General features: G+C 51.0%; 21 protein-coding genes. 16 read left to right on the forward strand and 5 right to left on the reverse strand.

The annotated features are described in order from the left end of the window. Positions 1-66 precede the first annotated feature (66 nt). Together AC1RJL_RS12725 and AC1RJL_RS12730 are read right to left on the reverse strand one after the other, a co-directional pair. The gene (locus AC1RJL_RS12725) at positions 67-207 is read right to left on the reverse strand and encodes a hypothetical protein (RefSeq protein WP_492914535.1); all 141 of its coding nucleotides are present in this window, start codon (positions 205-207) and stop codon (positions 67-69) included. A 121-nt stretch (positions 208-328) separates the two neighbouring features. Continuing rightward, positions 329-1,660 (reverse strand): cation:proton antiporter, encoded by a 1,332-nt coding sequence (locus AC1RJL_RS12730; RefSeq protein WP_492914537.1) that lies wholly within the window; start codon positions 1,658-1,660, stop codon positions 329-331. Between the two features lie 210 nt (positions 1,661-1,870). Here AC1RJL_RS12730 and AC1RJL_RS12735 point away from each other — a divergent pair, with 210 nt between their 5' ends. Together AC1RJL_RS12735 and AC1RJL_RS12740 are read left to right on the forward strand one after the other, a co-directional pair. After that, a complete protein-coding gene (locus AC1RJL_RS12735; RefSeq protein ID WP_492914539.1) occupies positions 1,871-2,836 on the forward strand; it encodes a hydrogen peroxide-inducible genes activator in 966 nt (321 codons plus the stop codon). Between the two features lie 20 nt (positions 2,837-2,856). Beyond that, a complete protein-coding gene (locus tag AC1RJL_RS12740; protein WP_492914541.1) occupies positions 2,857-4,377 on the forward strand; it encodes a tryptophan halogenase family protein in 1,521 nt (506 codons plus the stop codon). A 1-nt stretch (position 4,378) separates the two neighbouring features. Here the strand turns inward: AC1RJL_RS12740 and AC1RJL_RS12745 are convergent, their stop codons facing one another. Then, positions 4,379-5,524 carry a flagella assembly protein FlgT middle domain-containing protein gene (locus AC1RJL_RS12745; protein ID WP_492914543.1) on the reverse strand — a complete coding sequence of 382 codons (1,146 nt, stop codon included), beginning with the start codon at positions 5,522-5,524 and terminating at the stop codon, positions 4,379-4,381. Between the two features lie 168 nt (positions 5,525-5,692). Between AC1RJL_RS12745 and AC1RJL_RS12750 the strand changes: the two genes are divergently transcribed. The 6 genes from AC1RJL_RS12750 (at position 5,693) to AC1RJL_RS12775 (ending at position 16,198) form a co-directional block, all read left to right on the forward strand. Continuing rightward, a complete protein-coding gene (locus AC1RJL_RS12750; RefSeq protein ID WP_492914545.1) occupies positions 5,693-6,157 on the forward strand; it encodes a hypothetical protein in 465 nt (154 codons plus the stop codon). 272 nt (positions 6,158-6,429) lie between these two features. Next, the gene (gene gltB / locus AC1RJL_RS12755; protein ID WP_492914547.1) at positions 6,430-10,881 is read left to right on the forward strand and encodes a glutamate synthase large subunit; all 4,452 of its coding nucleotides are present in this window, start codon (positions 6,430-6,432) and stop codon (positions 10,879-10,881) included. A 20-nt stretch (positions 10,882-10,901) separates the two neighbouring features. Continuing rightward, positions 10,902-12,320: an FAD-dependent oxidoreductase gene (locus AC1RJL_RS12760; RefSeq protein WP_492914549.1), complete on the forward strand. Its 1,419-nt coding sequence runs from the start codon at positions 10,902-10,904 to the stop codon at positions 12,318-12,320. Between the two features lie 172 nt (positions 12,321-12,492). After that, positions 12,493-13,560, forward strand: coding sequence for a uroporphyrinogen decarboxylase (gene hemE, locus AC1RJL_RS12765; RefSeq protein ID WP_492914552.1), 1,068 nt, complete (start codon positions 12,493-12,495; stop codon positions 13,558-13,560). A gap of 225 nt (positions 13,561-13,785) precedes the next feature. Next, entirely contained in the window at positions 13,786-15,153 is a 1,368-nt protein-coding gene (locus tag AC1RJL_RS12770; protein WP_492914554.1) for a cyclic di-GMP phosphodiesterase, read from the forward strand. A 283-nt stretch (positions 15,154-15,436) separates the two neighbouring features. Further along, a complete protein-coding gene (locus AC1RJL_RS12775) occupies positions 15,437-16,198 on the forward strand; it encodes a TerC family protein (RefSeq protein ID WP_492914556.1) in 762 nt (253 codons plus the stop codon). 94 nt (positions 16,199-16,292) lie between these two features. On the opposite strand, the gene asd is transcribed toward AC1RJL_RS12775, so the two are convergent. Continuing rightward, complete coding sequence (asd, locus tag AC1RJL_RS12780; protein ID WP_492914558.1) at positions 16,293-17,144, reverse strand: archaetidylserine decarboxylase; 852 nt, start codon at positions 17,142-17,144, stop codon at positions 16,293-16,295. A gap of 185 nt (positions 17,145-17,329) precedes the next feature. Between asd and AC1RJL_RS12785 the strand changes: the two genes are divergently transcribed. From AC1RJL_RS12785 to AC1RJL_RS12805, 5 genes are all read left to right on the forward strand, one after another. Beyond that, positions 17,330-17,719, forward strand: a complete 390-nt coding sequence (locus tag AC1RJL_RS12785; RefSeq protein ID WP_492914560.1) for a DUF6488 family protein — start codon at positions 17,330-17,332, stop codon at positions 17,717-17,719. 391 nt (positions 17,720-18,110) lie between these two features. Then, entirely contained in the window at positions 18,111-19,304 is a 1,194-nt protein-coding gene (locus AC1RJL_RS12790; protein ID WP_492914563.1) for a lytic polysaccharide monooxygenase, read from the forward strand. A 94-nt stretch (positions 19,305-19,398) separates the two neighbouring features. After that, the gene (locus AC1RJL_RS12795; RefSeq protein WP_492914565.1) at positions 19,399-20,025 is read left to right on the forward strand and encodes a hypothetical protein; all 627 of its coding nucleotides are present in this window, start codon (positions 19,399-19,401) and stop codon (positions 20,023-20,025) included. Between the two features lie 168 nt (positions 20,026-20,193). Beyond that, on the forward strand, positions 20,194-20,931 hold the full coding sequence (locus tag AC1RJL_RS12800; protein WP_492914567.1) for a M48 family metallopeptidase: 738 nt from the start codon (positions 20,194-20,196) through the stop codon (positions 20,929-20,931). An 18-nt stretch (positions 20,932-20,949) separates the two neighbouring features. Beyond that, on the forward strand, positions 20,950-21,333 hold the full coding sequence (locus AC1RJL_RS12805) for a DUF2750 domain-containing protein (protein WP_492914569.1): 384 nt from the start codon (positions 20,950-20,952) through the stop codon (positions 21,331-21,333). A 6-nt stretch (positions 21,334-21,339) separates the two neighbouring features. Here AC1RJL_RS12805 and AC1RJL_RS12810 read toward each other — a convergent pair whose 3' ends face one another. Continuing rightward, positions 21,340-21,717 carry a hypothetical protein gene (locus tag AC1RJL_RS12810; protein ID WP_492914570.1) on the reverse strand — a complete coding sequence of 126 codons (378 nt, stop codon included), beginning with the start codon at positions 21,715-21,717 and terminating at the stop codon, positions 21,340-21,342. Between the two features lie 343 nt (positions 21,718-22,060). Here AC1RJL_RS12810 and AC1RJL_RS12815 point away from each other — a divergent pair, with 343 nt between their 5' ends. The 3 genes from AC1RJL_RS12815 (at position 22,061) to AC1RJL_RS12825 (ending at position 25,345) form a co-directional block, all read left to right on the forward strand. Continuing rightward, a complete protein-coding gene (locus AC1RJL_RS12815) occupies positions 22,061-22,597 on the forward strand; it encodes an LEA/WHy family protein (protein WP_492914572.1) in 537 nt (178 codons plus the stop codon). A 122-nt stretch (positions 22,598-22,719) separates the two neighbouring features. Then, on the forward strand, positions 22,720-24,978 hold the full coding sequence (gene parC, locus AC1RJL_RS12820) for a DNA topoisomerase IV subunit A (protein ID WP_492914575.1): 2,259 nt from the start codon (positions 22,720-22,722) through the stop codon (positions 24,976-24,978). Positions 24,979-25,072: 94 nt separating this feature from the next. Then, positions 25,073-25,345: a PilZ domain-containing protein gene (locus tag AC1RJL_RS12825; protein WP_492914576.1), complete on the forward strand. Its 273-nt coding sequence runs from the start codon at positions 25,073-25,075 to the stop codon at positions 25,343-25,345. Positions 25,346-25,473: the final 128 nt, after the last annotated feature.

A 25,473-nucleotide genomic window follows, 5' to 3' on the forward strand; every position in this document is an offset into this window, starting at 1 on the left:
TTGTTATTGTTGTCCCTGTTTTGTTCTTATCTGTTTAAAACCGGCGTCATCATAAGCGATACAAATTTATAGGCAATAAAAAAGGGCGCTGAATGCGCCCTTTTTACCGTGTGGTGCTCGTGTTGCGAACCAGACTGCAGGCCGGCGGAAGGTACCAATCCCCAATGGACCAAGCGCAAGCAACGACAGCGAACCAGGTTCAGGCACTTTTACTGGCGGAGTTGTTGATGCCTGAGATTCGATTTGATCGACATTAAAAAAGCCCGAGCAGGCTCGGGCTAAAGGGCTTTCTATAAAGGAGGCGGTCTATGAATAATTAGGGCAAGCCTTAAACGATTTGAGGTTTTGGTTCGACTACTTGTGGTTTTGGTTCGGCTTGTTGGGGCTCATGCTCTTCGGCGCCCACAGCAGCGAGTTCACCCGTTTTGCGTGCATGTCGTCCGTACACAAGCTCGAACAGTGGTGAGGCCATCAAGGTTGTCACAATTGCCATCAATACCATTATGGAGAATAGGGCTGGGCCAATAACGCCGGCTTGTAAGCCAATGTTGATGATGATCAACTCCATCAATCCACGCGCATTCATCAACGCACCAATGCCCATGGCAGTACGGTTATCGGCGCCGCACAAACGGGCCGCGCCCCAGCAGGCAACACCTTTGGCGACGATAGATCCAATCAGGATTACCGCCGCAATTGCCAGCAGTTCAACGTTATTAACCATAGTCAGTTGAGTGTTGAGGCCTGAGTAGGTGAAGAAGATTGGAATCAGTACGATCACCACAAATGGTTCCAATTGACGTTTGATTTCCTGGGTCAGTTTACCGCGCGGCATGATGGCGCCCAACAGGAAACCACCGAATACTGCGTGCAGGCCAATCGCGTCGGCGGTAAATGCAGACAGCATGAATGCCATCAATACCAGTGCAAAGATGGTTGGGTTAAGGGTTTCTTGCTTTTCCGCAGCGCGAGCGAGCGGGGCAAGGATCTTGGGTGCTACCAGAATCATAAAGGTGGCGAAGATAATGCCGCCGACAATAGTCTTCACTGCCAATTCGGCACCGGCACCAAAGCTGGCGAGCACAATTGCCAACACACACCATGCGCCAGCGTCATCAATTGCACCGGCAGATAGTGAGAGGGTGCCCAACTTGGTTTGGCTCAGGCCGCGCTCGTGGATGATGCGTGCGAGCATCGGAAATGCGGTGATTGCAATACAGGCGCCCATAAACAGGGTCGCGTTAAACGCGGTGGCTTTTTCAGAGAACAGGCCGGGCACGGTAAGTAACCAGGGGGTGATCGCGATGGCGACAAGGAAAGGTGCAACCATGCCGGATATTGAAACCGCAGCGGCACTTTTAAAGTTGGATTTAAAATGATCGCCCCGGAAGCCCAAGCCTACCAGGAACATATACATGCCGACGCCTAATTGCGCACCGACATAAAGCACGCCTTTCATCTCTGTCGGGAATACAGTCTTCTGTAATTCCGGCAGCAAAAGGCCGAACAGTGATGGCCCGAGAATTACGCCGGCGATCATCTCACCGACAACCTGGGGTTGATGCAGATATTTTTTTCCGATCCAGCCAACCAGGCGGCAGGCGGCGAGAATGATGAACATTTGCAGGAAAAATACTATTGATAATTGAGCAATTGGCATAAGCGTACCTACCGATAATTTTTATAATGTTTTATTAGAGAAATAATGCCCGTGAAATGACGGGAAGCCCGGCAGACGTTGTACTTTAGGGGGGCTAGACAGGACAATTCTGGTGCCATAGATTTTGTCTATAGCCTTTTAGGGCGGGCGCTTTACCTGAGGTGGTGCAAAAGGGCACACTGGCGCCATTGCCTGAATGTCGAGATTTCCATGACCCTGACCGAGCTGCGTTACATTGTCATCCTTGCGGAAGAGCATCACTTCGGGCGTACCGCCGAGCGCTGCCATGTCAGCCAGCCAACACTCAGTATTGCGGTCAGGAAGCTGGAGGAGGAGTTGGGTATCGAATTATTCGAGCGCACCAAAACCAAGGTGCAGCCAACCCTGCTGGGTGAAAAAATCGTTGCTCAGGCAAAGCTGCTTCTGGCAAATACGGCGGCGATAAAATCCCTCGCCGAGGCTGGCAAAGACCAGCTGAACAGCCCCATCGCACTGGGGGCGATATTTACTATGGGGCCTTATCTTTTGCCCCAGTTGATTCCGCACCTGAAAAAGCAAGCGCCCAATATGCATCTCTATGCGCAAGAAGATTACACCGAGGGCTTGCGCAAAAAGCTGCGCGACGGCGCGTTGGATGTGATTTTGGTATCCCTGCCATTCAGTGAATCCGATGTTGTCACCCAGGAATTGTTTAGCGAGCCACTGGTGGTTGTGATGCCCCAGTCGCATCCGCTTGCGCGTAAAAGTGAGGTGGAGGTTACCGACATTGCCCGCGATGATTTATTGCTGATGGGTGAGGGACATTGCCTGCGCGAGCAAGTGTTGGCGCTGCACCCTGAATGGCATGAGTCGGTTGGTGATGGTCAAGTCGTACGGAAGTTCACCGAAGGCAACAGCCTTGAAACACTGCGTTACATGGTGGCGGCGGGCTTGGGGGTGAGTATTTTGCCGCGCTCTGCCGCCGAGAATAGTGCGTGTGCAACACTCCGGTTGGTAGCGCGGCCGCTCGTAGGAGCGAATCGCAAATTGGCGCTGGCCTGGCGGGCGAGTTTCCCCCGCCACAAAGCTATTGATGTGCTGCGTAAATCCATCCAGGTCTGCAGCGGCGCCTATTGGAATTTCACCACTGAGCCGGATACGGTTGAGCAGACTATGCTTCCGATACAGCGCTGGTAAATGTTGGGAAAGATGTCGTTATGAATGCAAGTATGAATCCGCTAAAAAAAATCGTCATTTTAGGTGGCGGTACCTCGGGGTGGATCGCCGCCTCGATGCTGGCTGCGCATCTCAAGCGGGAGCTGTGTGAAATCGAACTGGTAGAGTCGGAAGAGATTTCGTCCATCGGTGTCGGCGAGTCCACTATCCCGCCGGTGGTGCGTTTGATTACCAGTTTGGGAATTGATGAAGAAGAATTTATCCGCGAAACCCAGGCCTGCTACAAGTTGGGGATTAAGTTTGTCGATTGGCGGACGAAAAACCAATCTTACTTCCATCCCTATGGCGCTCTCGGCAAACGTATTGGTTCGCAGGATTTTTACCAATGCTGGCTCAAGGCGACCATGGAGGGTGAGCAATATAATTTGCAGGATTTTTCCCCCTGTGCGGTGATGGCGGCGCAGGAGCGTTTTTTCCCGCCGTCGCAGGCGATAAACACACCTATCGGCGGCGCCGGCTATGCGGTACATCTGGATGCAAAATTAGTCGCGGCCTATTTGCGCCGCTACGCGGAAGCGCGCGGCGTGGTACGCAGCGAAGGTAATTGTGTCGATGTGCTGCGCAAGGAAAACGGTTTTATCGATGCGCTGGTGTTGGCGGGCGGACGCAAAATCCACGGCGATTTTTTTATTGATTGCTCCGGTTTTAAAGCGCTGTTGATTGAACAATCAATGGGGGTCGAATTTGATGATTGGGCAAGATATTTACCTTGTGATCGCGCCATCGTAGTGAAAACCCGGGTCGCAGGTTCGCGCATGCCCTACACCACGGCAACGGCGCGCAAGGCGGGTTGGGCGTGGCGGATTCCGCTGCGCAACGGCACCGGCCACGGTTATGTGTACTCCAGCAAATTTTGCAGCGATGCCGAAGCCAAAACCACCTTGCTAAAAAATCTCGATGCGCCGCGCATTAATGATCCGCGTGTAATTCATTTTAATACCGGGCGGCGCAAAGAATTTTGGAAGGATAATTGTCTCGCGATAGGTTTGTCGGGCGGATTTATCGAGCCATTGGAGTCGACCGCCATTCATTTGATCGCGCGCGGTATGGATTTCTTTTTACGCTTTTTCCCCGATGCGGATTGCGAGCCGAGTCTGCAGCGTGAATACAATCGTCGTATGGGTAGCGATTACGAAGAGGTGCGCGATTTTATTGTGTTGCATTACTGCGCAACCGAGCGCGACGACAGTGATTTCTGGCGCTGGTGTAAAACAATGGAATTACCTGAATCGCTGCGCGAGCGTATAGAGCTGTTTAAAGGCCATGGTATTTTGCGCGAGGATAATGATGAATTATTCCGCAGCACCAGTTGGCAATCGGTATTTGAAGGGATGGGAATTCGCCCGCAAAAATACAGCCCGCGTGTCGACAATCTCGATTTTAGCCAAATCAATGAAACATTAAAGCTGGCGCGTTCGGCTATTCTCAATATGGTGAAAAGTTTGCCCACGCACGATGCGTATCTGGCGGAGCACTACGGCTCCGAAATGCCCGAGAAATAATTTATTCGCTCACCGCTAAATAGCTGCCGTTGAGGTAGCTACCTCCTTCAACCACCGCGATGCTGTGCGAGGGATAGACCTCGCTCAAATGCAGGCGCGTATCGCGCTTGACCAGTCGCGTATCAGCGACTTGGTAGTCGGTGTTTGAGCCGACCACAATCACCTGGTACAAATACAAATTATCGCCCGCATGCAAACCGTTATTGGCGCCGCCATGCAATAAAATCTGCGTCTGGCCCGGGCTGCTATCAATCGTTGCCATAAACGGCTGGCAGTGAATAACCTGCGCTAATTCAGCGCTGATTTTATCGGTCAGTAATACGACTTGTTTGCCATAAGGGGTTTTGAAAAACGCGGCCGAATCAAAACCGACAGGCTTGTGTTGGTTCCAGATGCCACTGGTCGTGTAACTTTTATTAAATAATAAATCGCCGGTAAAACCATCGCGCAATTGCACATCCATGCTTAAGGTGCGTGTGCGCTTATCAAACTTTTCGACCCCGGAGATATCGTGAAACGCATTGGCGGTTCGACGGTAGAGATTGGGCGCATAAGTGGTTTCCGGTGTGTCCATTGCCATGTCGTAAATCGTCCCGCTCAGGACAAATTGTGTGCGCGCCTGCCGGGCAATTTTTTGCGCTTGTTGTTTACGTTGCGCTTCATTGAGGTTGGTTGATGCAAATCCTTGTGGCAGCACGGACGGTCCAATCGATTGGTATCGCTCGCTGAGTTGCGCGCGGATTAATTCCGGTACGCCGGATTCGGCCGCATATAAATTGCCTGCATTTGCGGTCTGGGGTGATTGGCGTACAAAGCGGGTAATCACCAGGGATTTTTGCAGGTTGTCGTGACTGCGCCCCTGATCTGGGCATTGGCCTTTGCCGAGGTAGCTTGTCGCGGGCGATATAGAAATATCGGCAGCGATATTCGGGGCAGTATTCGAGGTGAAGGTTCCTGCTGATCCAGTCGGCAGTTCTGCCGTACCCACAATCACATCCGGATTGCTAGTATTGCTTGCGACAGGCTTGGGTTTATAGGCGATATCGTCGGGCACTATCGAGTTGGCGCCGAAAGCTGAACTCGCGCCAAAAATGCAGGTCAACAGCAGTCCGTAACCTAAGTTGGTAGGAAGGTAGGATGAACCCATGGTAGGCTCCGGCGTTAAACGCGTGTAGTGTATGCAGAAAGATAAATAGCTATGGCTAGTTTGTCGGCTGTCGGCATGGATTCTTTAACCAGAAGCTTATTGCGCCAGCCCTTATCGGCAGCGCCACAAAATTGATCAATAATGAAAAACCGGATGTGGGATTTGTGCATGAACAAACTGCTGATTCTGGTGTTGCTTGGCACGGGCCTGCTGAGCCTGAACGGTTGCGGAACTGCGGGGCGCAGTTATGTTGATACCGCGATGGCCGAGACCCTGGAGGTGGAGATCCTGCCCAATACCAGCAAGATGTTTACCTATCGCTTGCGCTGGCCTGAAGAACATATTCCCAACCATATCCAGGTGGCCCGCGGTGGTGGAAGTCCTGGACGGGAATTTGCTCGCGGCGGAGTTGATGTAGGGCGCGGTACTTACGACCGGCTGCTGGAAAATACCGCCTATGTGGTTGAACGCGCAGGATATTGTCGAGAGGGTTTTTTTGAATTGGATCGCAGCATCTCCCGCTACCATTTGTGGGTGCGCGGCGAGTGCAAAGACAGTGCAAGCGACGCTGACCAACAGGCCTTCGGCGCCAAGCAAACCTTGACGCGCGAGCGCTGGGGTAAATCGTCCTGATCGCCGGTGTGCCATCGGATATCGGATGGCACCATAAATTCAATAATCTCAACTGTTTTTTTGCATCTGTCTGGCTCATAATTCCACCTCTGTAACCCCCTTGCTTGTCTTGCTAATACCCCTTTAAGCGGGTAATATCCTGCGCCCATTTGCCCAGCCCCTACACCCCAGGGGCTTTTTTGTCCGGGATGTGATTTGGCGCGGCTTTCGCATGAGCCTTGCCTCTACTTGCAGCATATCCCGTGATAGTGATTTTTGTTGAGAATCAGCCTATGACCACTGGCCTCTACCAGATAGACGAGTTTAAAGATAACTGCGGTTTTGGTTTGATTGCCCATTTAAAGGGCAAGACCAGCCATCGTCTGCTTACTACGGCGATCGAAGCCCTGACCTGCATGACCCACCGTGGGGGCATCAATGCAGACGGAAAAACCGGTGACGGTTGTGGCTTATTGATTCAAAAGCCGGATAGCTTTTTGCGTGCTGTTGCGAAAGAAGCCTGTGGTGTTGAACTGACCTCTATTTACGGTGTGGGCGCGATTATGCTCAGCCGCGAGCCTGCTATTGCTGATAAAGCGCGCGCTATTGTGGCGGAAGAACTGACTGCCCAAGGCCTGATTGTGGCTGGCTGGCGTGACGTGCCGGTTGATCCGACATGCCTCGGTCCAATCGCGATGCGCTCGCTGCCTGCGTTTAACCATTTATTTGTAAACAACCCTGACCTCACTATTGAGGAAGTTAACTCCAGGTTGTTTATGGCGCGTCGTAAGGCTGAAATCCGCCTGCAAGACGACAAGACTTTCTACGTGTGCAGCCTGAGTACCGGGATCCTCTCCTATAAAGGATTGATGATGCCGGTCGACCTGCCGCGTTTCTTTTCTGATTTGGCTGACGAGCGTCTGGAAACCGCGATCTGCGTATTCCACCAGCGTTTCTCCACCAATACCTCGCCGCGCTGGCCATTAGCCCAGCCGTTCCGCATGCTCGCACACAACGGCGAGATCAACACCATTGTGGGCAACCGCAACTGGGCAGTGGCGCGTACGCCCAAGTTCGTGACGCCATTATTGCCGGATTTGCACAGTGTGACTCCGCTGGTTAACCGCACCGGTTCCGACTCATCAAGCCTGGATAACATGCTTGAAGTACTGGTATTGGGCGGTATGGAATTGCACCGCGCTATCCGTATGCTGGTGCCGCCGGCATGGCAGAACGTAGAGAACATGGATCCGGACCTGCGTGCGTTCTACGAATACAACTCCATGCATATCGAGCCCTGGGATGGTCCTGCCGGCTTGGTAATTACCGATGGTCGCTATGCAGTATGTACCCTCGACCGCAACGGCCTGCGTCCGTCGCGTTGGGTTATCACCAAGGACGATATGATCACTGTGGCCTCGGAAGTGGGTGTGTACGCCTATGATCCTGCCGACGTAGTGGCGAAAGGGCGCCTTGGCCCGGGCCAGATCATGTCGATTGATACCCTGACCGGCACCTTGCACAGGACCCGGGATATCGACAATCAGTTGAAATCCACCCAGCCCTATAAAAAGTGGCTGAAAGAGCGTGCGCTGCGGATCGAATCCACACTCAACACCGATGCCAAAGAAAACGGTATTGACGGTATCGCCCTCAAAGCCAACATGAAAATGTTCCAGGTGAGCTTTGAAGAACGCGATCAACTTTTAAGACCGCTCGCTGAAGGCGGGCAGGAAGCGGTAGGCTCCATGGGTGACGATACCCCGATGGCAGTGCTGTCGCGCCAGCAGCGTTCGCTGTATGACTATTTCCGCCAGCAGTTTGCGCAGGTTACCAACCCGCCCATCGACCCGCTGCGCGAAGCGATTGTGATGTCGCTGGAGACTTGCCTTGGGCGCGAGTTGCCGGTGTATGACGAATTGCCGGAGCATGCAGATCGCGTGATCCTCAGCTCGCCGATCCTGTCGCCCGAGAAATTCCGTGGTTTGATGAAGTTGAATCGCCCCGGCTATGAGGTGGCGAAGTTCTCTCTCTACTACGATGCCGGGCAAACCAATCTGAAGTCTGCACTGGTTAAATTGTGCGATGACGTCGCTGCTGCCGTTAAGTCCGGCAAAGTACTGATGGTGTTGAGCGATTATGGCTTTGAAAAAGGGTTGTTGCCGATCCCTGCGCTCCTTGCCGTCGGTGCGGTCAACCAGCATTTGACCAATGTCGGCTTGCGTTGCGATGCCAACCTGATTGTTGAAACCGGCAGCGCGCGTGATCCACACCAGATCGCTGCCTTAATCGCCTATGGCGCTACGGCTGTGTACCCATTCCTGAGTTACTACGTACTCAACGATTTGATCGAAACCGGCGAATTGCTGAGCGATGTCGATACCGCGTACAAAAACTACCGTAAGGGTATCGACAAAGGTCTGTTGAAAATCCTCTCCAAAATGGGGATTTCCACTATTACCTCTTATCGCAGTGCCCAATTGTTTGAAGCCATTGGTCTGTCGGAAGAAGTGGTTAATATGTGTTTCGAGAGCACTCCATCCCGTGTGGCCGGTGCGCGTTTTGAAGATTTGGAAGCCGACCAAAAAATCCTCGCACAAACTGCCTGGCTGGATCGCAAGCCAATTGTGCAGGGCGGATTGCTCAAGTATGTACACGGTTCTGAATACCATGCCTACAACCCGGATGTAGTGCAAACCTTGCAGAAAGCAGTGCAAAGCGGAAACTACGCTTTGTGGCGCAACTATGCAGACATAGTGAACAAGCGTCCGGTGGCAATGCTGCGCGATTTGCTTGCTATCCGCGATGATGCATGCACGCCCGTGCCCTTGTCGGAAGTTGAGCCTATCGAAAGCGTGATCAAGCGCTTTGATTCGGCCGGTATGTCGCTCGGCGCGCTGTCGCCTGAAGCGCACGAGGCCTTGGCTGAAGCGATGAACCGTTTGGGCGGTCGCTCCAACTCCGGTGAAGGCGGCGAAGATCCGGCGCGTTACGGCACTATCAAGACCTCCAAAATCAAGCAAGTTGCCTCTGGCCGCTTTGGTGTAACACCGGCTTATCTGGTGAACGCTGAAGTGCTGCAAATTAAGGTCGCCCAAGGGGCAAAACCCGGTGAGGGCGGTCAGCTGCCCGGCGGTAAAGTGAATGCGTTGATCGCGCGGCTGCGTCACTCGGTTCCTGGTGTGACCCTGATTTCGCCACCACCGCACCACGACATTTATTCAATCGAAGACCTGGCGCAGTTGATTTATGACTTGAAGCAAGTCAACCCGGATGCACTGGTATCGGTGAAGCTGGTATCGCGTCCGGGCGTGGGAACTATCGCTGCCGGGGTAGCGAAAGCCTATGCCGATTTGATTACCATTTCCGGTTACGATGGCGGTACGGCGGCGAGTCCGTTGACCTCGATTAAATACGCCGGTTCGCCGTGGGAGCTGGGTCTGTCCGAGACACACCAAACCCTGCGTGCAAACGACCTGCGCGATAAAGTCCGCGTACAAACTGACGGCGGTTTGAAAACCGGTCTCGACGTTGTCAAAGCGGCGATGCTCGGTGCGGAAAGCTTCGGCTTCGGCACCGGTCCGATGGTGGCGCTCGGCTGTAAATACCTGCGTATTTGCCATTTGAATAACTGCGCAACCGGTGTCGCTACCCAGCAGGACAAATTGCGTAAAGACCATTACATCGGCACCGTTGAAATGGCGATGAACTTCTTCAAGTTCGTGGCTGAAGAGACCCGTGAGTGGATGGCGCGCCTGGGCGTTCGCACTTTGGGTGAACTGGTTGGTCGCGTTGATCTGTTGAAGATCCTCGAAGGTGAAACCACCAAGCAACAACAACTGGATTTAAGCCCGATCATCTATACCGATGATTACCTGGCCACCAAACCGCAATTGTGTGCTGTCGCCAGGAATGAACCGTTCGATAAAGGTGAAACTGCCGAAGCAATGGTTAACGTATTGCTGCCTACCATCGAAGCCAAAACCGGCGGTGAGTTTGAGTTCCAGATCACCAACTGCGACCGATCGATTGGGGCGCGCATCAGTGGTGAAATCGCCAAACGCTACGGCAATCACGGCATGGCTGACAAGCCACTGAAATTGAAACTCACCGGTATTGCCGGCCAAAGCTTTGGCGTGTGGAATGCGGGTGGTCTGGATATGTATCTTGAAGGCGATGCCAACGACTATGTCGGTAAAGGCATGGCCGGCGGTAAGTTGGTGATTCGTCCACCGCGTACTTCGACTTTCAAGTCGAACAAAACCAGCATTATGGGCAATACCTGCCTGTACGGCGCGACTGGCGGTAAGCTGTTTGCAGCCGGTACCGCGGGTGAGCGTTGTGGCGTGCGTAACTCCGGTGCCCATGTAGTCGTGGAAGGTGCGGGCGATCACTGCTGTGAGTACATGACTGGCGGTGTAGTGACGGTATTGGGTCAAACCGGTGTTAACTTCGGTGCGGGTATGACCGGCGGTTTTGCCTACGTACTCGACGAAGCCAATGATTTTGTGGATCGTTATAACCATGAATTGGTGGATATCCACCGCATAAATACCGAGACATTGGAAGCGCACCGCCATAATTTGCGCATAGTGATCGAAGAATTTGTGCAAGAGACTGAAAGTGCATGGGGCCAACACCTGCTCGACAACTTCGATGACTACATCGGCAAGTTCTGGCTGGTAAAACCTAAAGCAGCGTCTTTGGGCAGTTTGTTGGTTAGTTTCCGCAAGCGCGGCGAATAAGGCCTGGTGAGGAGAGATCTATGTCAGCACGTTTAAACAATGACTTTCAGTTTCTCGATGTGGGCCGTCAAGACCCCGCCAAGAAAGATATTGACACCCGCAGACACAAGTTTGTGGAGATTTACCAGCCTTTTGCCAAAGAAGAAGTGGAGGGCCAGTCGCACCGTTGCCTTGAATGCGGCAATCCCTATTGCGAATGGAAGTGCCCGGTGCACAACTTCATCCCCAACTGGCTGAAGTTGATTTCTGAAGGCAATATTTTTGAAGCGGCGGAGTTGAGCCATCAAACCAACTCCCTGCCGGAAGTCTGTGGCCGCGTATGTCCGCAGGACCGTCTGTGTGAAGGCGCTTGTACACTGAATGACGGTTTTGGTGCAGTGACTATCGGCAACGCCGAGAAGTACATCACCGATACCGCTTTCGCCATGGGCTGGAAGCCGGATATGTCCAAAGTCGTTTGGACTGACAAAAAAGTTGCCATTATCGGTGCTGGCCCAGCGGGTATTGGTTGTGCCGATGTATTGGTACGCAACGGCGTTAAGCCGGTGGTGTTCGACAAGTATCCGGAAATTGGCGGTCTGCTGACCTTTGGTATCCCGGAATTCAAACTCGAAAAGAGTGTGATGAGCCGTCGCCGCGAAATCTTTACTGAAATGGGTATCGAATTCCGCCTGAACACCGAAGTGGGCAAAGACATCACCATGGAAGAATTGCTGCGCGATTACGATGCAGTGTTCATGGGAATGGGCACCTACAACTATATGAAAGGCGGCTTCCCCGGCGAAGATTTACCTGGCGTTTACGATGCGCTGCCGTTCCTGATTTCCAATGTGAACCGCAACCTCGGCTTTGAAAAAGACCCTGCGGATTTTATCAGCGTGAAAGGCAAGAAGGTGGTTGTCCTCGGCGGCGGTGATACGGCGATGGACTGTAACCGTACTTCAATCCGCCAGGGCGCCAGCAGCGTGAGCTGTGCTTATCGCCGCGACGAAGAAAATATGCCTGGTTCCAAGCGCGAAGTCGCTAATGCGAAAGAAGAAGGTGTGCAATTTCTCTACAATCGCCAGCCGGTAGAAGTGGTCGGTAACGGCAAAGTCGAAGGCGTTAAAGTAGTAACTACCCAATTGGGCGAGCCGGATGCAAAGGGCCGTCGCAGCCCGGTAGTTATTCCCGGTTCAGAAGAGATCCTGCCTGCCGATGTAGTCTTGATCGCCTTCGGTTTCCGTCCAAGCCCGCAGCCATGGTTTGAAACCAACGGCGTTAAAACCAACGACTGGGGTGGTGTAGTTGCACCTGAGCATCAACAATTCAAGTTCCAGACCAGCAACCCGAAAGTGTTTGCCGGTGGCGATATGGTGCGCGGTTCTGATTTGGTAGTAACCGCTATCTGGGAAGGTCGCGAAGCGGCGGATGGTATTCTGGATTATTTGCAGGTTTAATCCCGTGGTGGGCGCTGCTTGCTGCGCCCTGATCTTTTGGTGATATTGGGCGCAGCAAACAGTGCTCCTGCATCTCATCCATCGGGCGCAGCAAGCAGCGCCCCTACAACCCCGCCTTTGCGGGGTTTGTTTTATCCAACACCAGCAAGGCATTGAGCCTGAGGATAAGAGAATGACAGAACTCAAAAACGACCGTTTTCTGCGCGCATTACTCAAGCAGCCAGTTGATGTGACGCCGGTATGGATGATGCGCCAGGCTGGCCGCTATTTGCCTGAATACCGTGCGAGCCGCGAAAAAGCGGGCGACTTCATGGGTTTGTGTACCAATCCCGAGGCGGCATGTGAGGTGACTTTGCAACCGCTGGATCGCTATCCGGGTCTTGATGCCGCAATTCTCTTTTCCGATATCCTCACTATTCCTGATGCTATGGGCTTAGGCCTCTACTTTGAAACCGGCGAAGGCCCCAAATTCAAAAAAGCCGTGCGTACCGAAGCGGATGTCAATGCGCTCACCGTGATTAATCCCGGGCAGGATTTACCTTACGTCGTTAATGCAGTGAAGACTATTCGCCGCGAATTGAATGGCCGCGTTCCGTTGATTGGCTTTTCCGGCAGTCCCTGGACCTTGGCGACTTATATGATTGAGGGCGGCTCCAGCCGCGATTTCCGTCGCGCCAAAGAAATGCTCTACAACCAGCCGCAAGTCATGCATCGTTTACTGGATGTATTGGCGGACTCGGTTACCGTTTATCTCAACGCGCAAATTACTGCCGGTGCGCAAGCGGTGCAGATTTTTGATACCTGGGGCGGCGCGCTTTCCCATGCGGCTTATCAGGAGTTCTCACTCAAATACATGCAGAAAATTGTGAGCGGGTTGATCCGCGAACATGAAGGCCGTGAGGTTCCGGTAATCCTGTTTACCAAAGGTGGCGGGCAATGGCTGGAGGCGATAGCGGCAACCGGCACTACCGCGTTGGGATTGGATTGGACTACCGATATCGCGGCAGCCCGTGCACGGGTCGGCAATAAAGTGGCCTTGCAGGGCAATATGGACCCGACTATTTTGTATGCATCGCCTGAGCGCATCCGCACTGAAGTGGGCAGTATTCTCGCCGCTTATGGCACAGGTTCCGGGCATGTTTTCAATCTGGGGCACGGTATTACCCCGGAAGTTGATCCAGCCCATGCCGGAGCATTTATCGACGCGGTGCATGAGCTGTCGGGGCAGTATCACCCGTAAGCGCGCTCCTTACAGGTTTATTATTGAGCCTTTAATCTGCCAGCGCTGGCATGGCGCATGTTTCTTGATTACACTCGACGCACTATTAAGATTTTTTAGGAAGATTTAAAAACCTGGGTCAGGTGGCACGCGGAATTTGCAGGTTCTCGTGCATATCGGTCAAGCGCCGGTAGATTCAATGACAAGGCAGATAACAAACACCTGCGGGTGATATGGGGAAGAAGCGTGGGAATCAAGCAGGTTAAAGTTGACGTCAACGAGTTAACCATTGGCATGTATGTGTCGGGGCTGGATCGCCCTTGGTCGCAAACCCCTTTTCCTCTGCAAGGGTTTTACCTGCGCGACTTGGGTGAAATCAACCAGCTCAAAGCCCTGTGTAATTATGTTTTTATCGATGTCGAAAAAGGCCGTGGCCCCATTGCCGCCAACCTGAAAACCGTCGCTCCCTCCGCAAAAAAACCAACTACCCGCGAGCGGGTCAGTTCCTATACCGAGTCCGTTGCACCGTTAAAAATCCAGCGTGGTTTATACCGTCAGGTGGAGCCGCTGCAACGCGAAGTTAAAAAGGCGCGCCAGCTTCATCAAAAGGTTTACGGTGCAGTAGTTGAGGTGATGGATCAGCTCGAAAAGAATCAGCTTGATACCATGTCCCTCGGCGAAACCAAGCGTGTTGCCAGCGAAATGGTGGATAGCGTGCTGCGTAATCCCGATGCCTTTACCTGGTTGTCTCGCGTACAAGAAAAAGATGAATACACCTATAGCCACGCCGTGCGTTCATCCGTATGGGCGATTTTATTTGGTCGCCATATCGGCCTGCCCAAGCGCGATCTTGATGTGCTTGCTATGGGCGTGCTGTTAAAAGATGTCGGTAAGGTCATGCTGGATTTGGTGCTGCTTTCCAAAGCAGAGCGCAGTGCAGAAGAAGAGCGTCTCTACGAAACGTTTGTGGAGTTGGGCTGCGAGATTTTGCGTAAAACTCCCGGTGTCGAGCCGCGTGTCATCAGTGTAGTAAAAACCCATTGCGAGCGCCTCAACGGCAGCGGTTTTCCCCAAGGGTTATCGGGCGACAAAATCCCGCTGTTGGGTAAGATCGCCGGTATCGTGACCTTCTATGATTATGTCACTAACCCGCGCGGTTCCCGCCATCCGATTGCCCCCTCCAAAGCTGTCGCCAAGCTCTATGAGCTGCGCAATATCCAGTTCCAGGAAGAGTTGGTGGTGGAATTTATCCGCGCCATAGGTTTATATCCTACCGGCACATTGGTGGAGTTGAGTACCGGCGAAGTCGCTGTAGTAGTTGAGCAGAATTTTGAGCGCCGCTTGAAGCCGCGCGTCATCGTTGTGTTGGATGCATACAAACAACCGTTGGATGAATATCTGCTGCTTGATTTATCGGAAGACGATAAACGCAAGCAGGAGTTGCTCGACTCGGGTAAAAAAACCCGTTATGAAATCGAGAAAATTGAAATTGCCCGCGACCTTGAGCCAGGCAGTTACGATGTGGATATCGCTGGCATCCGCGATCATTATTTAATGAAGAACGAAAAAAAAGGGCTAATGGCGCTTTTGAGTCGCTTGACTACACGGGGTTGACGTCACCATTCAATAATCAGGTTGGCTCTGAAAACCGCATGTGCATTGTACATGCGGTTTTTTTATGGCGGCCGGGCTTGGAAATGCGCTGACCTGCCCCCAAGGTTCCGCCAGATATCTTGTTTTCCAGCGTATCGGTAACACTCCAAAGTTGTTGCCTATCGTCATAGCGGACAAGGTACAATCGCCATCCCTTTCTGATCAGCTTGCGGTATAGGAGCAATATCCATGTGCCTGAAACCATGGGCGATGGGATTGCGTGTTATTAATCAATGAGATTTGAATGATGTTTGAATGGTTATCAAGCCCGGAAGCCTGGGTGGCGCTGGCAACGCTGACGGCGTTGGAAATTGTATTAGGGATCGACAATATTATTTTTATATCGATCCTCGTGGGCCGCTTGCCGGCGCATCAACGCAAATTTGCCCGCAATGTCGGCTTGGGTTTGGCAATGATTACCCGTCTTGCACTGCTCTTTTCGTTGGCGTGGATCATGGGTCTGGTTGAGCCATTCTTTACGGTATTCGGCGAAGAAATTTCTGGGCGTGACATCATTTTAATCGGCGGTGGTTTGTTCCTGCTCGCCAAGGCGACGCATGAAATTCACGGCAGCCTTGAAGGCGCTGTCGAGACAGAGCGTAAGGTAGCAACTCATGGGTTGATGATTGTGTTGGTGCAAATTGCGGTTTTGGATATCGTCTTCTCGCTCGACTCGGTAATCACAGCGGTAGGTTTGGTTAGCCAGGTGCCAATCATGGCGTTGGCAATTATTATCGCGGTCGGCGTGATGTTGTTTGCGGCTAAACCGATTGGCGATTTTGTTGATTCGCATCCGACTATCAAAATTCTTGCTCTATCATTTTTGGTGATCGTCGGCTTTACCCTGTTAGTTGAAGGCTTCGATGTCCATGTACCGAAAGGCTACATCTATTTTGCTATGGCCTTCTCTCTCGGTGTGGAGATGATCAATATCAAGCTGCGTAAAAATATAGATAAACCGGTGGAGCTGCGCAAGGATTATCCGGACGATAACAATCATCAGTGAACAATCAGACAGAAACAAAAAAGGTCAATCCTATGATTGGCCTTTTTTGTTTCTGTGGTTATTCGCTGGTGAAATTTTATTGCGGCGCTAGGCGCTAGATTTTCCTGCCCATCAGCTCGCCCATTTTGGTCGGTGTTCCAGCAGTATAATTCGCATCCCATTGCATTTTATTGTGGGCAAATAAAATGACTGCTGTTGAGCCCAATTTAAAGCGGCCCATTTCATCACCTTTATTCAGTGTGATGTTTTGATAAGGGTAGAGCGAGGTTGCGATATCGCGGCTGGCAAAAGGTGCTATCTGACCATCCCATACAGTTTGGATTCCCGCCACGATCATGGCGCCAACTAATACCACTGCCATAGGGCCTATATCGGTATCAAAAATCGCTACTGCGCGTTCATTGCGCGCGAACAGGCGCGGCACGTTTTCGGCGGTGACAGCGTTGACCGAAAATAATTCGCCGGGAACGCTTACCATGGCGCGCAGCTTTCCGCCGTAAGGCATATGGACGCGATGATAATCCCGCGGCGACAAATACACCGTAGCGAAAGCACCATCGGCAAATTCTGCAGCGAGGGCTTCATCGCCGCCAAGTAATTCCAGCGTAGTGTAATCTTGTCCTTTGGCTTGGAAAATCCGGCCATCTTTGATTGGACCCAATTGGCTTATGGCACCATCAGCGGGACAGACAATAGAATCGGCTTCGCTGTTGATCGGGCGCGCATCGGGTTTCAATGCGCGGGTAAAAAAATCATTAAAACAGGCGTAGGCGAGCGGATTTTCTTCCTGTGCAAGACTCATATCGACGTTGTAACGTTTTACAAACCAACTGATAAATGTATTTTTCAGGAAAGAATTTTCGGTGCTCGCTAACCAGCCTGCGGCGCGTGACAGGCCATGTTGCGGAACCAGGTGTTGCAAGCGGATAAAGAGTTTGTCATTCATGTATTGTTATTGATCCCTGCATTGGCAGAGTACTGCCTGGAAATATGGAGGGGCAGTTTAACAAACTCCCCGCGCTTGGGGGGAATCATCATTAATCGCGGTATTCTGCCAACTTGATCGTACAATTCTCTGCTGAACTTTGCTCGAATAGCCGGGCGAATAATCAACAACGACAGGAGATAAAAATGAAAGGCCTCGCTCAGCTTATCCATGCGTCATTCTTTTTATTGGCAACGCCGATTTTATTAGCACATGAAGGCCATGAGCACGCAACGGTCAGCATGAAAAAAGCAGTGGAAATAGCACTCGCCACAACACACGACTACACCCTCAAGCCGCCGCCATTTGGTCTGCAAACGCTGGATAAAAGCTGGCGTAACCTGCCGCAAACTGCAGCGCATATTCATAAAAATGGGCAGGGTTATTATGTGGTCGGCATTACCAATCCGCAGCAGGGTAAAACCTTGTTTGTACGGATCTTATTGGACGCCTCTGTGACGGGCGCCAATTACTCCGGTAATTTCGATGATGCTTCAAGAAGCTCTTTCGCAACCAGTTCGATAAACGCACATTAACATTTGGTTTGTTTGTCATCTCAATATGCAGCTTATGGGTGATCATCACAGTTTTTATTTTTAAATGGCGTCATTTTTCGCTATTGATTTGACAGCGCTGTCGCTTGGGCGGAACATCTCCCATTCGGTTGTCCACTTGTCTACTACTGAAGTGATTCAGCGCTGGTAGCTGACAAAACAATAATAAGATTTCTTGTGCTCTCTCCTATGATTTTGCGGTTCATAAGCACTCGCTGGACTTCTGATTGTGCATCGCCCCCCGGGATGCCCGAGGCAATGATTACTTTTTATTCTGCCGGGTAATCGCGCTTCAATAAGGGTATGCCTGATGGTGACGGTGATTCCCGAATCCGGGAATCGTCTTTAAATCCGGTTAAGTGAGGACATCATAATGAATAAGATTTTTATCAAAAATAGCGGGCTGGGCGCAGTATTATTGGCCTTTTCTGCACTGAGTTTCGGTCACGGTTTTGTTGATAGCCCCGGCGCGCGCAATTATTTTTGCGGCAAGGTGACCAAGCCTGATGAAGTACTCAACGGTACGGCTACTTATCCTGTTTGTGGCGATGCCTTTGCGAGTGATTTCAATGGTGGTTATTCCTACATGAGTGTGTTGAACCACCATCAGGGCCGCAAAGTGCTTGGCCCCGTTTCCAAAAATGTCTGCGGCTTTGACAGTGAAACCTGGCAAGGTGGAAAAACCCCTTGGGACAATTCTATTAATTGGCCGGTCAATAATATTAATTCAGGCACCCAGGTATTTTCTTGGGATATCAGCAATGGTCCTCACTTTGATGACACTTCGGACTTCCGCTACTGGATTACCAAGCCCGGGTTTGTCTATCAAGTTGGCCGCGAGTTGACTTGGGCCGATTTTGAGGATCAACCGTTCTGTGATTTGCCTTATAACGATGACAACCCTGGTGCCTATCCGAATGTGCGTGCCGAAAAAGCCAATGCGCATATCCACACGACTTGTACGGTGCCAGCGCGTAGTGGTCGCCATGTGATTTATGCCGAATGGGGGCGTGAACCGCCAACCTATGAGCGCTTCCACGGTTGTATTGATGTGCAAATTGGCGGTGGCGGAAATAGCTCGGTAGCGACAAGCTCCAGTCGTTCAAGTGTTGCCCCGGTCTCATCCAGCCGTGCAAGTGTAGCGCCCGGCTCGTCGAGTCGTTCCAGTGTGGTTCCCGGTTCGTCCAGCCGTTCAAGCGTTGCTCCCAGTTCGATTCCGGCGTCGTCCATACCGGCTTCCAGTCGAGCATCCAGTAGCGTCGCCAATAACGCAGGGCTGAGCTGTACTTACGTTGTCAGCAACTCCTGGGGTACGGGATTTACGGGTGTCATTCGCGTAACCAACACGGGCACCAGTGCTATATCCGGTTGGACGGCGACTTGGCAATATGCGGGCAGCAATCGCATTACCAGTTCATGGAATGCCAATCTGACCGGCAGCAATCCATACACTGCCACTAACGTCGGTTGGAATGGCAGCTTGGGGGCAGGACAAGTCGCTGAATTCGGCTTCCAGGGTAATACTAATGGCGGCAGCACAGAGACTCCAGCGGTCACTTGCCGTTAATCACTGCGATTTTTTCTGTTTAACAGTGATTGAATGTATCAACAGGAATCGCGAGATTCCTGTTGATTATTCTGATTAGCGTTTGAGGTGTTTTGTGAATCGACAACATTCCAATCGTCCTTTGCCTTTATGGTCAGCTTTAGTTGTATTGCCGATACTGATGTTCGCGGCTTATCTGCAATTTAATAAACCCTCGCACGATATTTCAGGCGTTATGCCTGAAAATCCAGCCGTAACCATTGTTCATCCAAAAGCTGTTGTGTCGGAAAATACCAAGCATCACGTTGTTCATAACGTATCCGAATCCCCTTCCTTAATACCCGCCGAGCCAGTTGGATTGGACCCGGAATCGGCGCGCGCTGCCGTGCACAAAGTAGAAAATGGCGTTTATGAGCGAGCCACTGCAATGTTTGAGCGGGAGCCGGTTGATGTGGCCTGGGCTGGTGTACACGAGCAGGCACTGCGCGACATGTTCTCGCAGCATCAAGGATTGCAACGGGTTAGCGTGAATAGCATCAGTTGCCATACCAGTATGTGCAGGATTGAAGTGTTCACTTCGCGCGATGCTGATGCCGATTTTTTTACCGCGATGTTTTACGATGGTCTCGCCAACTTCCGCGATGGCACCTTGAAAGCCGACGCGGCGATTGCCCGGCGCATGGAGCTGGGTATAACGTCTGTCTATGTCGCGCGCAAGGATCACACGCTCGGCTTCTACTAGCCGATCATGCCGATAAAATCTTCTGCGCATAAAACCGCATCATTCAACCTGTGTTATCTTTGTCTCCCCGGATGATGCAGCACTTGCTGCGCTATTTTCTGTTTATCCCCCATATTTTCCGGTCGATATTCGTCGATATTCATAGTGCAGTGAAAAGCAGGTTCAAGCATGGCCGAGTGGTTCGGTTTGAAAAAAGATACGCCAAAACCTGATTTAGGTTTTGAATTCAGTGTTGCCCGTTCGGCGCGGCGGCGCAGTATCAGTATCGAAATCCGGCAGGCGCAAGTGGTTATTCGAGCGCCTATCGGTGTCGCACAGTCAGTATTGATGGGATTCTTGCAGCAAAAAGCCGCTTGGGTCAGGGAAAAAATTAGCGAGCAACAACAAACGCTGGCGACCCGGCCTGAGCCGCGCAACTATACGCAGGGCAGCGAGATCCCTTTTATGGATGAGGCCCTGACATTAGTGCTCGGGCGCGGTCCGCGTGCGGCGATTGCACGTATCGACCAGCAATTACATGTCATTCTTTCGACTCGCGCGCGCATGAGCGATGAAGCGCAAATTCGCCAGTTGCTCAGTCGCTGGTATCAACAGCAGGCACTCAACATCCTCACCCGTAAAACAGCTGAGCTAACTCAAGCGATGGGATTGGTTTGCTCGCAGGTCAGCATTAAGGCCACCCGTTCAAAGTGGGGGCATTGCACCAACCGCGGTGCGATCCAATACAACTGGCAGATACTGCTAGCCCCGGAAGCCATAGTCGATTATCTTGTCGCCCACGAAGTCAGTCACCTGCGCCACCAAAATCACAGTGTCGATTTTTGGTCGCTGGTTGCCAGTATCTGTCCAACCTTCAAGGCAGATCGTGCCTGGCTCAAGTCTGAAGGCGCACACCTCTGTTTATAAACACCAAAGGCTTTTAGCATGAATGACATTATCGCTATCGATCCGCTCAGTGACGACCCTGCCGAAAATCTCGACCGTTTTATTGTGGAGGCCATGGAGTTGGGTTGTGTGTGGGGGCTTGAAGGGCCGGATGGTTGGGCGCTGAGTGCGTCTGAATCCCATGATGATGTCGATGTTATGCCTTTCTGGTCGCAGGAAAGTTTTGCGCAAGCGCATTGCCAGGACGACTGGAAAAGCTATAAAGCGGTGGCGGTTGACCTGCTTGAATTCCTTGAAGAGTGGCTGCCGGGTATGCATGAAGATGTATTGCTGGTCGGTGTTAACTGGAATGCCGAGCTGGAAGGTGAGGAGTTGGAGCCGCTGGATTTGCTGGAAGAATTTGAACTGGAAATGGGCGAGTAAGGTCTATCAATAAAAGCCGCTCTCTTTAAATTGGTTGTAGTCTTCGTCCTCATCGCCAAATAAATGCATATGCAAGATGTCGATTTCATGGTGCTTGGTGTATTCGTCGAGCATTTTTAAGCTGGCAAAACCCGGTGTCACGCTGTACCAGTATTGGGTGCTCTCATCATGGATCGCCAGCACAAATTCAAGCGGGCTGGGCACCATTTTTCGGGTGATATGACTGAAGATTTTGCGCTGTAGCTGCAACACTGAAAAATTAAAATCGGCGCACAGGCGCAGCAATTGCGGATACCGGGAGTCGCGCCGATCTTGAAAGCGAATATCCCGGCAGCCAAATAACTCGTCCGGATCGATTAGTGTTTTACTGGGCGGATTAAGCATAAAATAGAGTCAGATAAACATTTATAAAACTTGTAAGCTGACCATCAATGGTCGGGTAATGCCGGAAATTAAAAACACTATTTGAATTCCAGCAAGCCATACTCCCAATGAGATTTAAATAAAATACAGCCAGATTTTTGCAGATTCAATTATTCAGTCTATTTGTTTTACCGGGTTACTTATTTATCGAAATACTTATTGTACCCAAGGCATGTGCATATTGTAGCGAACTGGCTGTCCAAGGTTAAAGACAAATAGTCAGTAAAAAGAGCGCGGATTAGACCACATAGCAGTTAATGTGCAAGTGCTGTTATTCACATTTTTGTTTTTAAGGGAGATTACAATGGATATTATTTTTTGTGCACGGGAAATTTTGCATCGAATGTTAACAATACATTCTGCAATAAATATTAATCGGTTGGTTGTAAGTTTTTTTATAACCATATGTTTGGTTTTGTCCGGTTGTTCCAGTTTCCAACCAAAATTGGAACAGCCCAGGGTAAAAGTAGCCGGCTTACAATTGTTACCTGCACAAGGCCTAACCCAGCCGATAGAAGTTAATTTATTGATAGCCAATCCCAATGATCGCGATTTAACACTGCGCGGAATTTCCTACACTGTCGGTATCGAAAACTTTGATGTGCTAAGTGGCGTGAGCAATCAGTTGCCAACGCTCGCTGCTTATCAAGAGACGCCAGTAAAAGTGGTAGTCACGGCCAATGTGTTACAACTGGTGCGGTTGATTGAGCATTTCAGTCGTAATGGTGTGAAAGAAACGGTAAATTATAATTTTTCAGCCAAGCTGGATTTTAGCGCTTGGTTACCAACTTTACGTGTTAATGAAAAAGGTTCGATTCCATTGGCTGCTACAAAACGCTAATAATTAATCAGGGCTAAAAAACACGCGGTATTATTTTTGCTAATACTGCTGCTCTATGGTGACCTTTTTAGCGATTTATACCGACAAAAGTTAATCTGAATTTTGTATTTTCAGGATATTCAATGAGTGATGAAATAACCCTGCCCGAGGCCGATGAGCGTATAGCGCTCAAAGATTACACCGAGAAAGCCTATCTCGATTATTCCATGTATGTCATTCTCGATCGCGCACTGCCGCATATTGGTGATGGTCTCAAGCCAGTGCAGCGCCGCATTGTCTATGCGATGAGTGAATTGGGCTTAAAGGCCAGCGCGAAATATAAAAAATCTGCCCGTACTGTGGGTGATGTGATTGGTAAATTCCACCCGCACGGCGACTCGGCTTCCTACGAAGCCATGGTGCTAATGGCACAACCATTTTCCTATCGTTATACCCTGGTCGATGGTCAGGGAAACTGGGGTTCGCCTGACGATCCCAAATCTTTTGCCGCGATGCGTTACACCGAATCGCGCCTCACTAAATACAGCGAGGTTCTGCTGGAGGAATTGGGGCAGGGCACTGTCGACTGGCAGCCTAACTTCGATGGCACGCTTGAAGAACCGATAGTATTGCCTGCGCGCGTCCCCAACGTTTTATTAAACGGCACCACCGGTATTGCTGTGGGTATGGCGACCGATATTCCGCCGCATAACCTGCGTGAAGTGGTGAATGCTTGTGTGCATATGCTCGATAATCCGCAAGCTGGCGTGCAGGATTTATGTCAGTTTATTCAAGGACCGGATATGCCCACCGAGGCGGAAATTATTTCGCCGCGCGAAGATCTGATTAAAATGTACGAAACCGGGCGCGGCAGTGTGCGCATGCGCGCGGTCTGGCAAAAAGATGAAGACTCGGGTGATATCATTATTACCGCATTGCCGCATCAGGTCAGCGGTGCAAAAATCCTGGAGCAAATTGCCGCGCAAATGCAGGCAAAAAAATTGCCGATGGTTGCCGACCTGCGCGACGAATCCGATCACGAAAATCCTACACGTTTAGTTATCATTCCCCGCTCCAATCGTGTCGATATTGAACAGGTAATGCAGCATTTATTTGCCACTACCGAGTTGGAGCGTACCTATCGTGTCAACATGAACATGATCGGCATCGATGGTCGCCCGGCAGTGAAATCGCTCACCAAAATTTTGAGCGAATGGTTGAGCTTTAGAACGGTCACTACCCGTCGTCGTCTGCAATATCGATTGGAAAAAGTGGAGGAGCGGCTGCTGCGTTTGGCTGCATTGATGATTGTATTCCTCAATGTTGATGAAGTGATTCGCATTATTCGCGAAGAAGATAATCCCAAACCTGTCTTGATGAAGCGTTTCAATCTGGTTGAGATGCAAGCTGAATATATTCTTGAAACCAAATTGCGCCAATTGGCGCGCTTGGAAGAGATGAAAATTCTTGAAGAGAAAGCAGCGTTGGAAAAAGAGCGCGATGGCTTGCAAAAAATCCTTGATTCAGCAGTGAAATTAAAAAATCTGGTGCGCAAAGAGTTGATCCAAATTGCCGAAGCCTTTGGTGATGATCGACGCTCACCGATTGTTGCGCGTGCTGAGGCGCAAGCCTTGACTGAAACCGAGTTGTTAAGTGTTGATCCGATTACCGTGGTGATTTCCGACAAAGGCTGGATCCGCGCTGCCAAAGGTCACGATATAGATCCGGAAGGACTGAGTTACAAAGCGGGCGACAGTTTTAAATATGCATTGCGCGGCAAGAGCAATCAGCAGGTGATCCTGATCGACTCTACCGGGCGTAGCTACTCCTTGCCTGCGCATAATTTGCCGTCGGCGCGTGGCCAGGGCGAACCATTGAGCGGCCGTATCAGTCCACCCAACGGTGCAACCTTTGACGGTGCTTTGATGGGTACTGATCAGCAGCGCGTGCTGCTTGCCTCGGATGCAGGTTACGGTTTTATTGCCAAACTTGAGGATCTCACCAGTAAAAATAAAGCCGGTAAAGCGCTGTTAACTTTACCTGAAGGAGCGCTGGTTTTGCCGCCACAATTGCTTGATAATCCTGAGCAAGCGTTGCTCGCTGCAGTCAGTAACGATGGCCGCCTGTTGGTCTTCCCGGTTACCGAGTTACCGGAATTGGCAAGGGGCAAGGGTAACAAGATTATGAACATTCCATCTGCACTCGCAGCAGCACGTGAAGAGTTCGTGGTGTCGGTGAGTGTCATCAGCCCGGGACAATACTTAACACTTCACTCTGGCAAGCGCCACATCACGTTGAAGACCTCCGATCTGGAGCATTACAAAGGTGAGCGCGGTCGCCGTGGTAATAAACTGCCTCGCGGTTTCCAGAAGGTGGATAAAGCCGAAGTGACTGATAAGTAGCGCAATTAAGGGCGGGTGTCTGCCCCTGATTTTCGACCGGATTTGTACCCGATAAAACGCACAAGAATGCAACAACAATAACGCAGGAGTTTGCATGAGCTCAAAAGACAAGCGTCGCCATGTGCGCACTGCTTTTGCTTGCCGAATTAAAATCACTCACGATTCTGTTGGTGAGCTGCTGGTAAAAACTCGCGATATTTCTGACGGCGGTGTATTTGTGGTGTTAGAGCCCGAGCATATTCCTCCAATCGGAACAATGCTTAGGGGGCAGGTACAAGGTTTGATGGATGATGCCCCCGTGTTGCAAATGGAAGTTGTGCGCGTAGAGCCTGCGGGGGTCGGTTTGCGTTTTGTGCAAGATGAATGAGTTTGTCGCTTGCATTCTTTAGTGCGGTAATGTTTTATTTTTTCATTTGTTAAATAACATCGCTGCAAAGCGCTTCTTTTTTGGTGCTTTCAGAGTCTGCTGTTTCCGTAAAATACAAATAAGATTCA

It is taken from the genome of Cellvibrio sp. GW822-FHT04B05, from assembly GCF_058800985.1.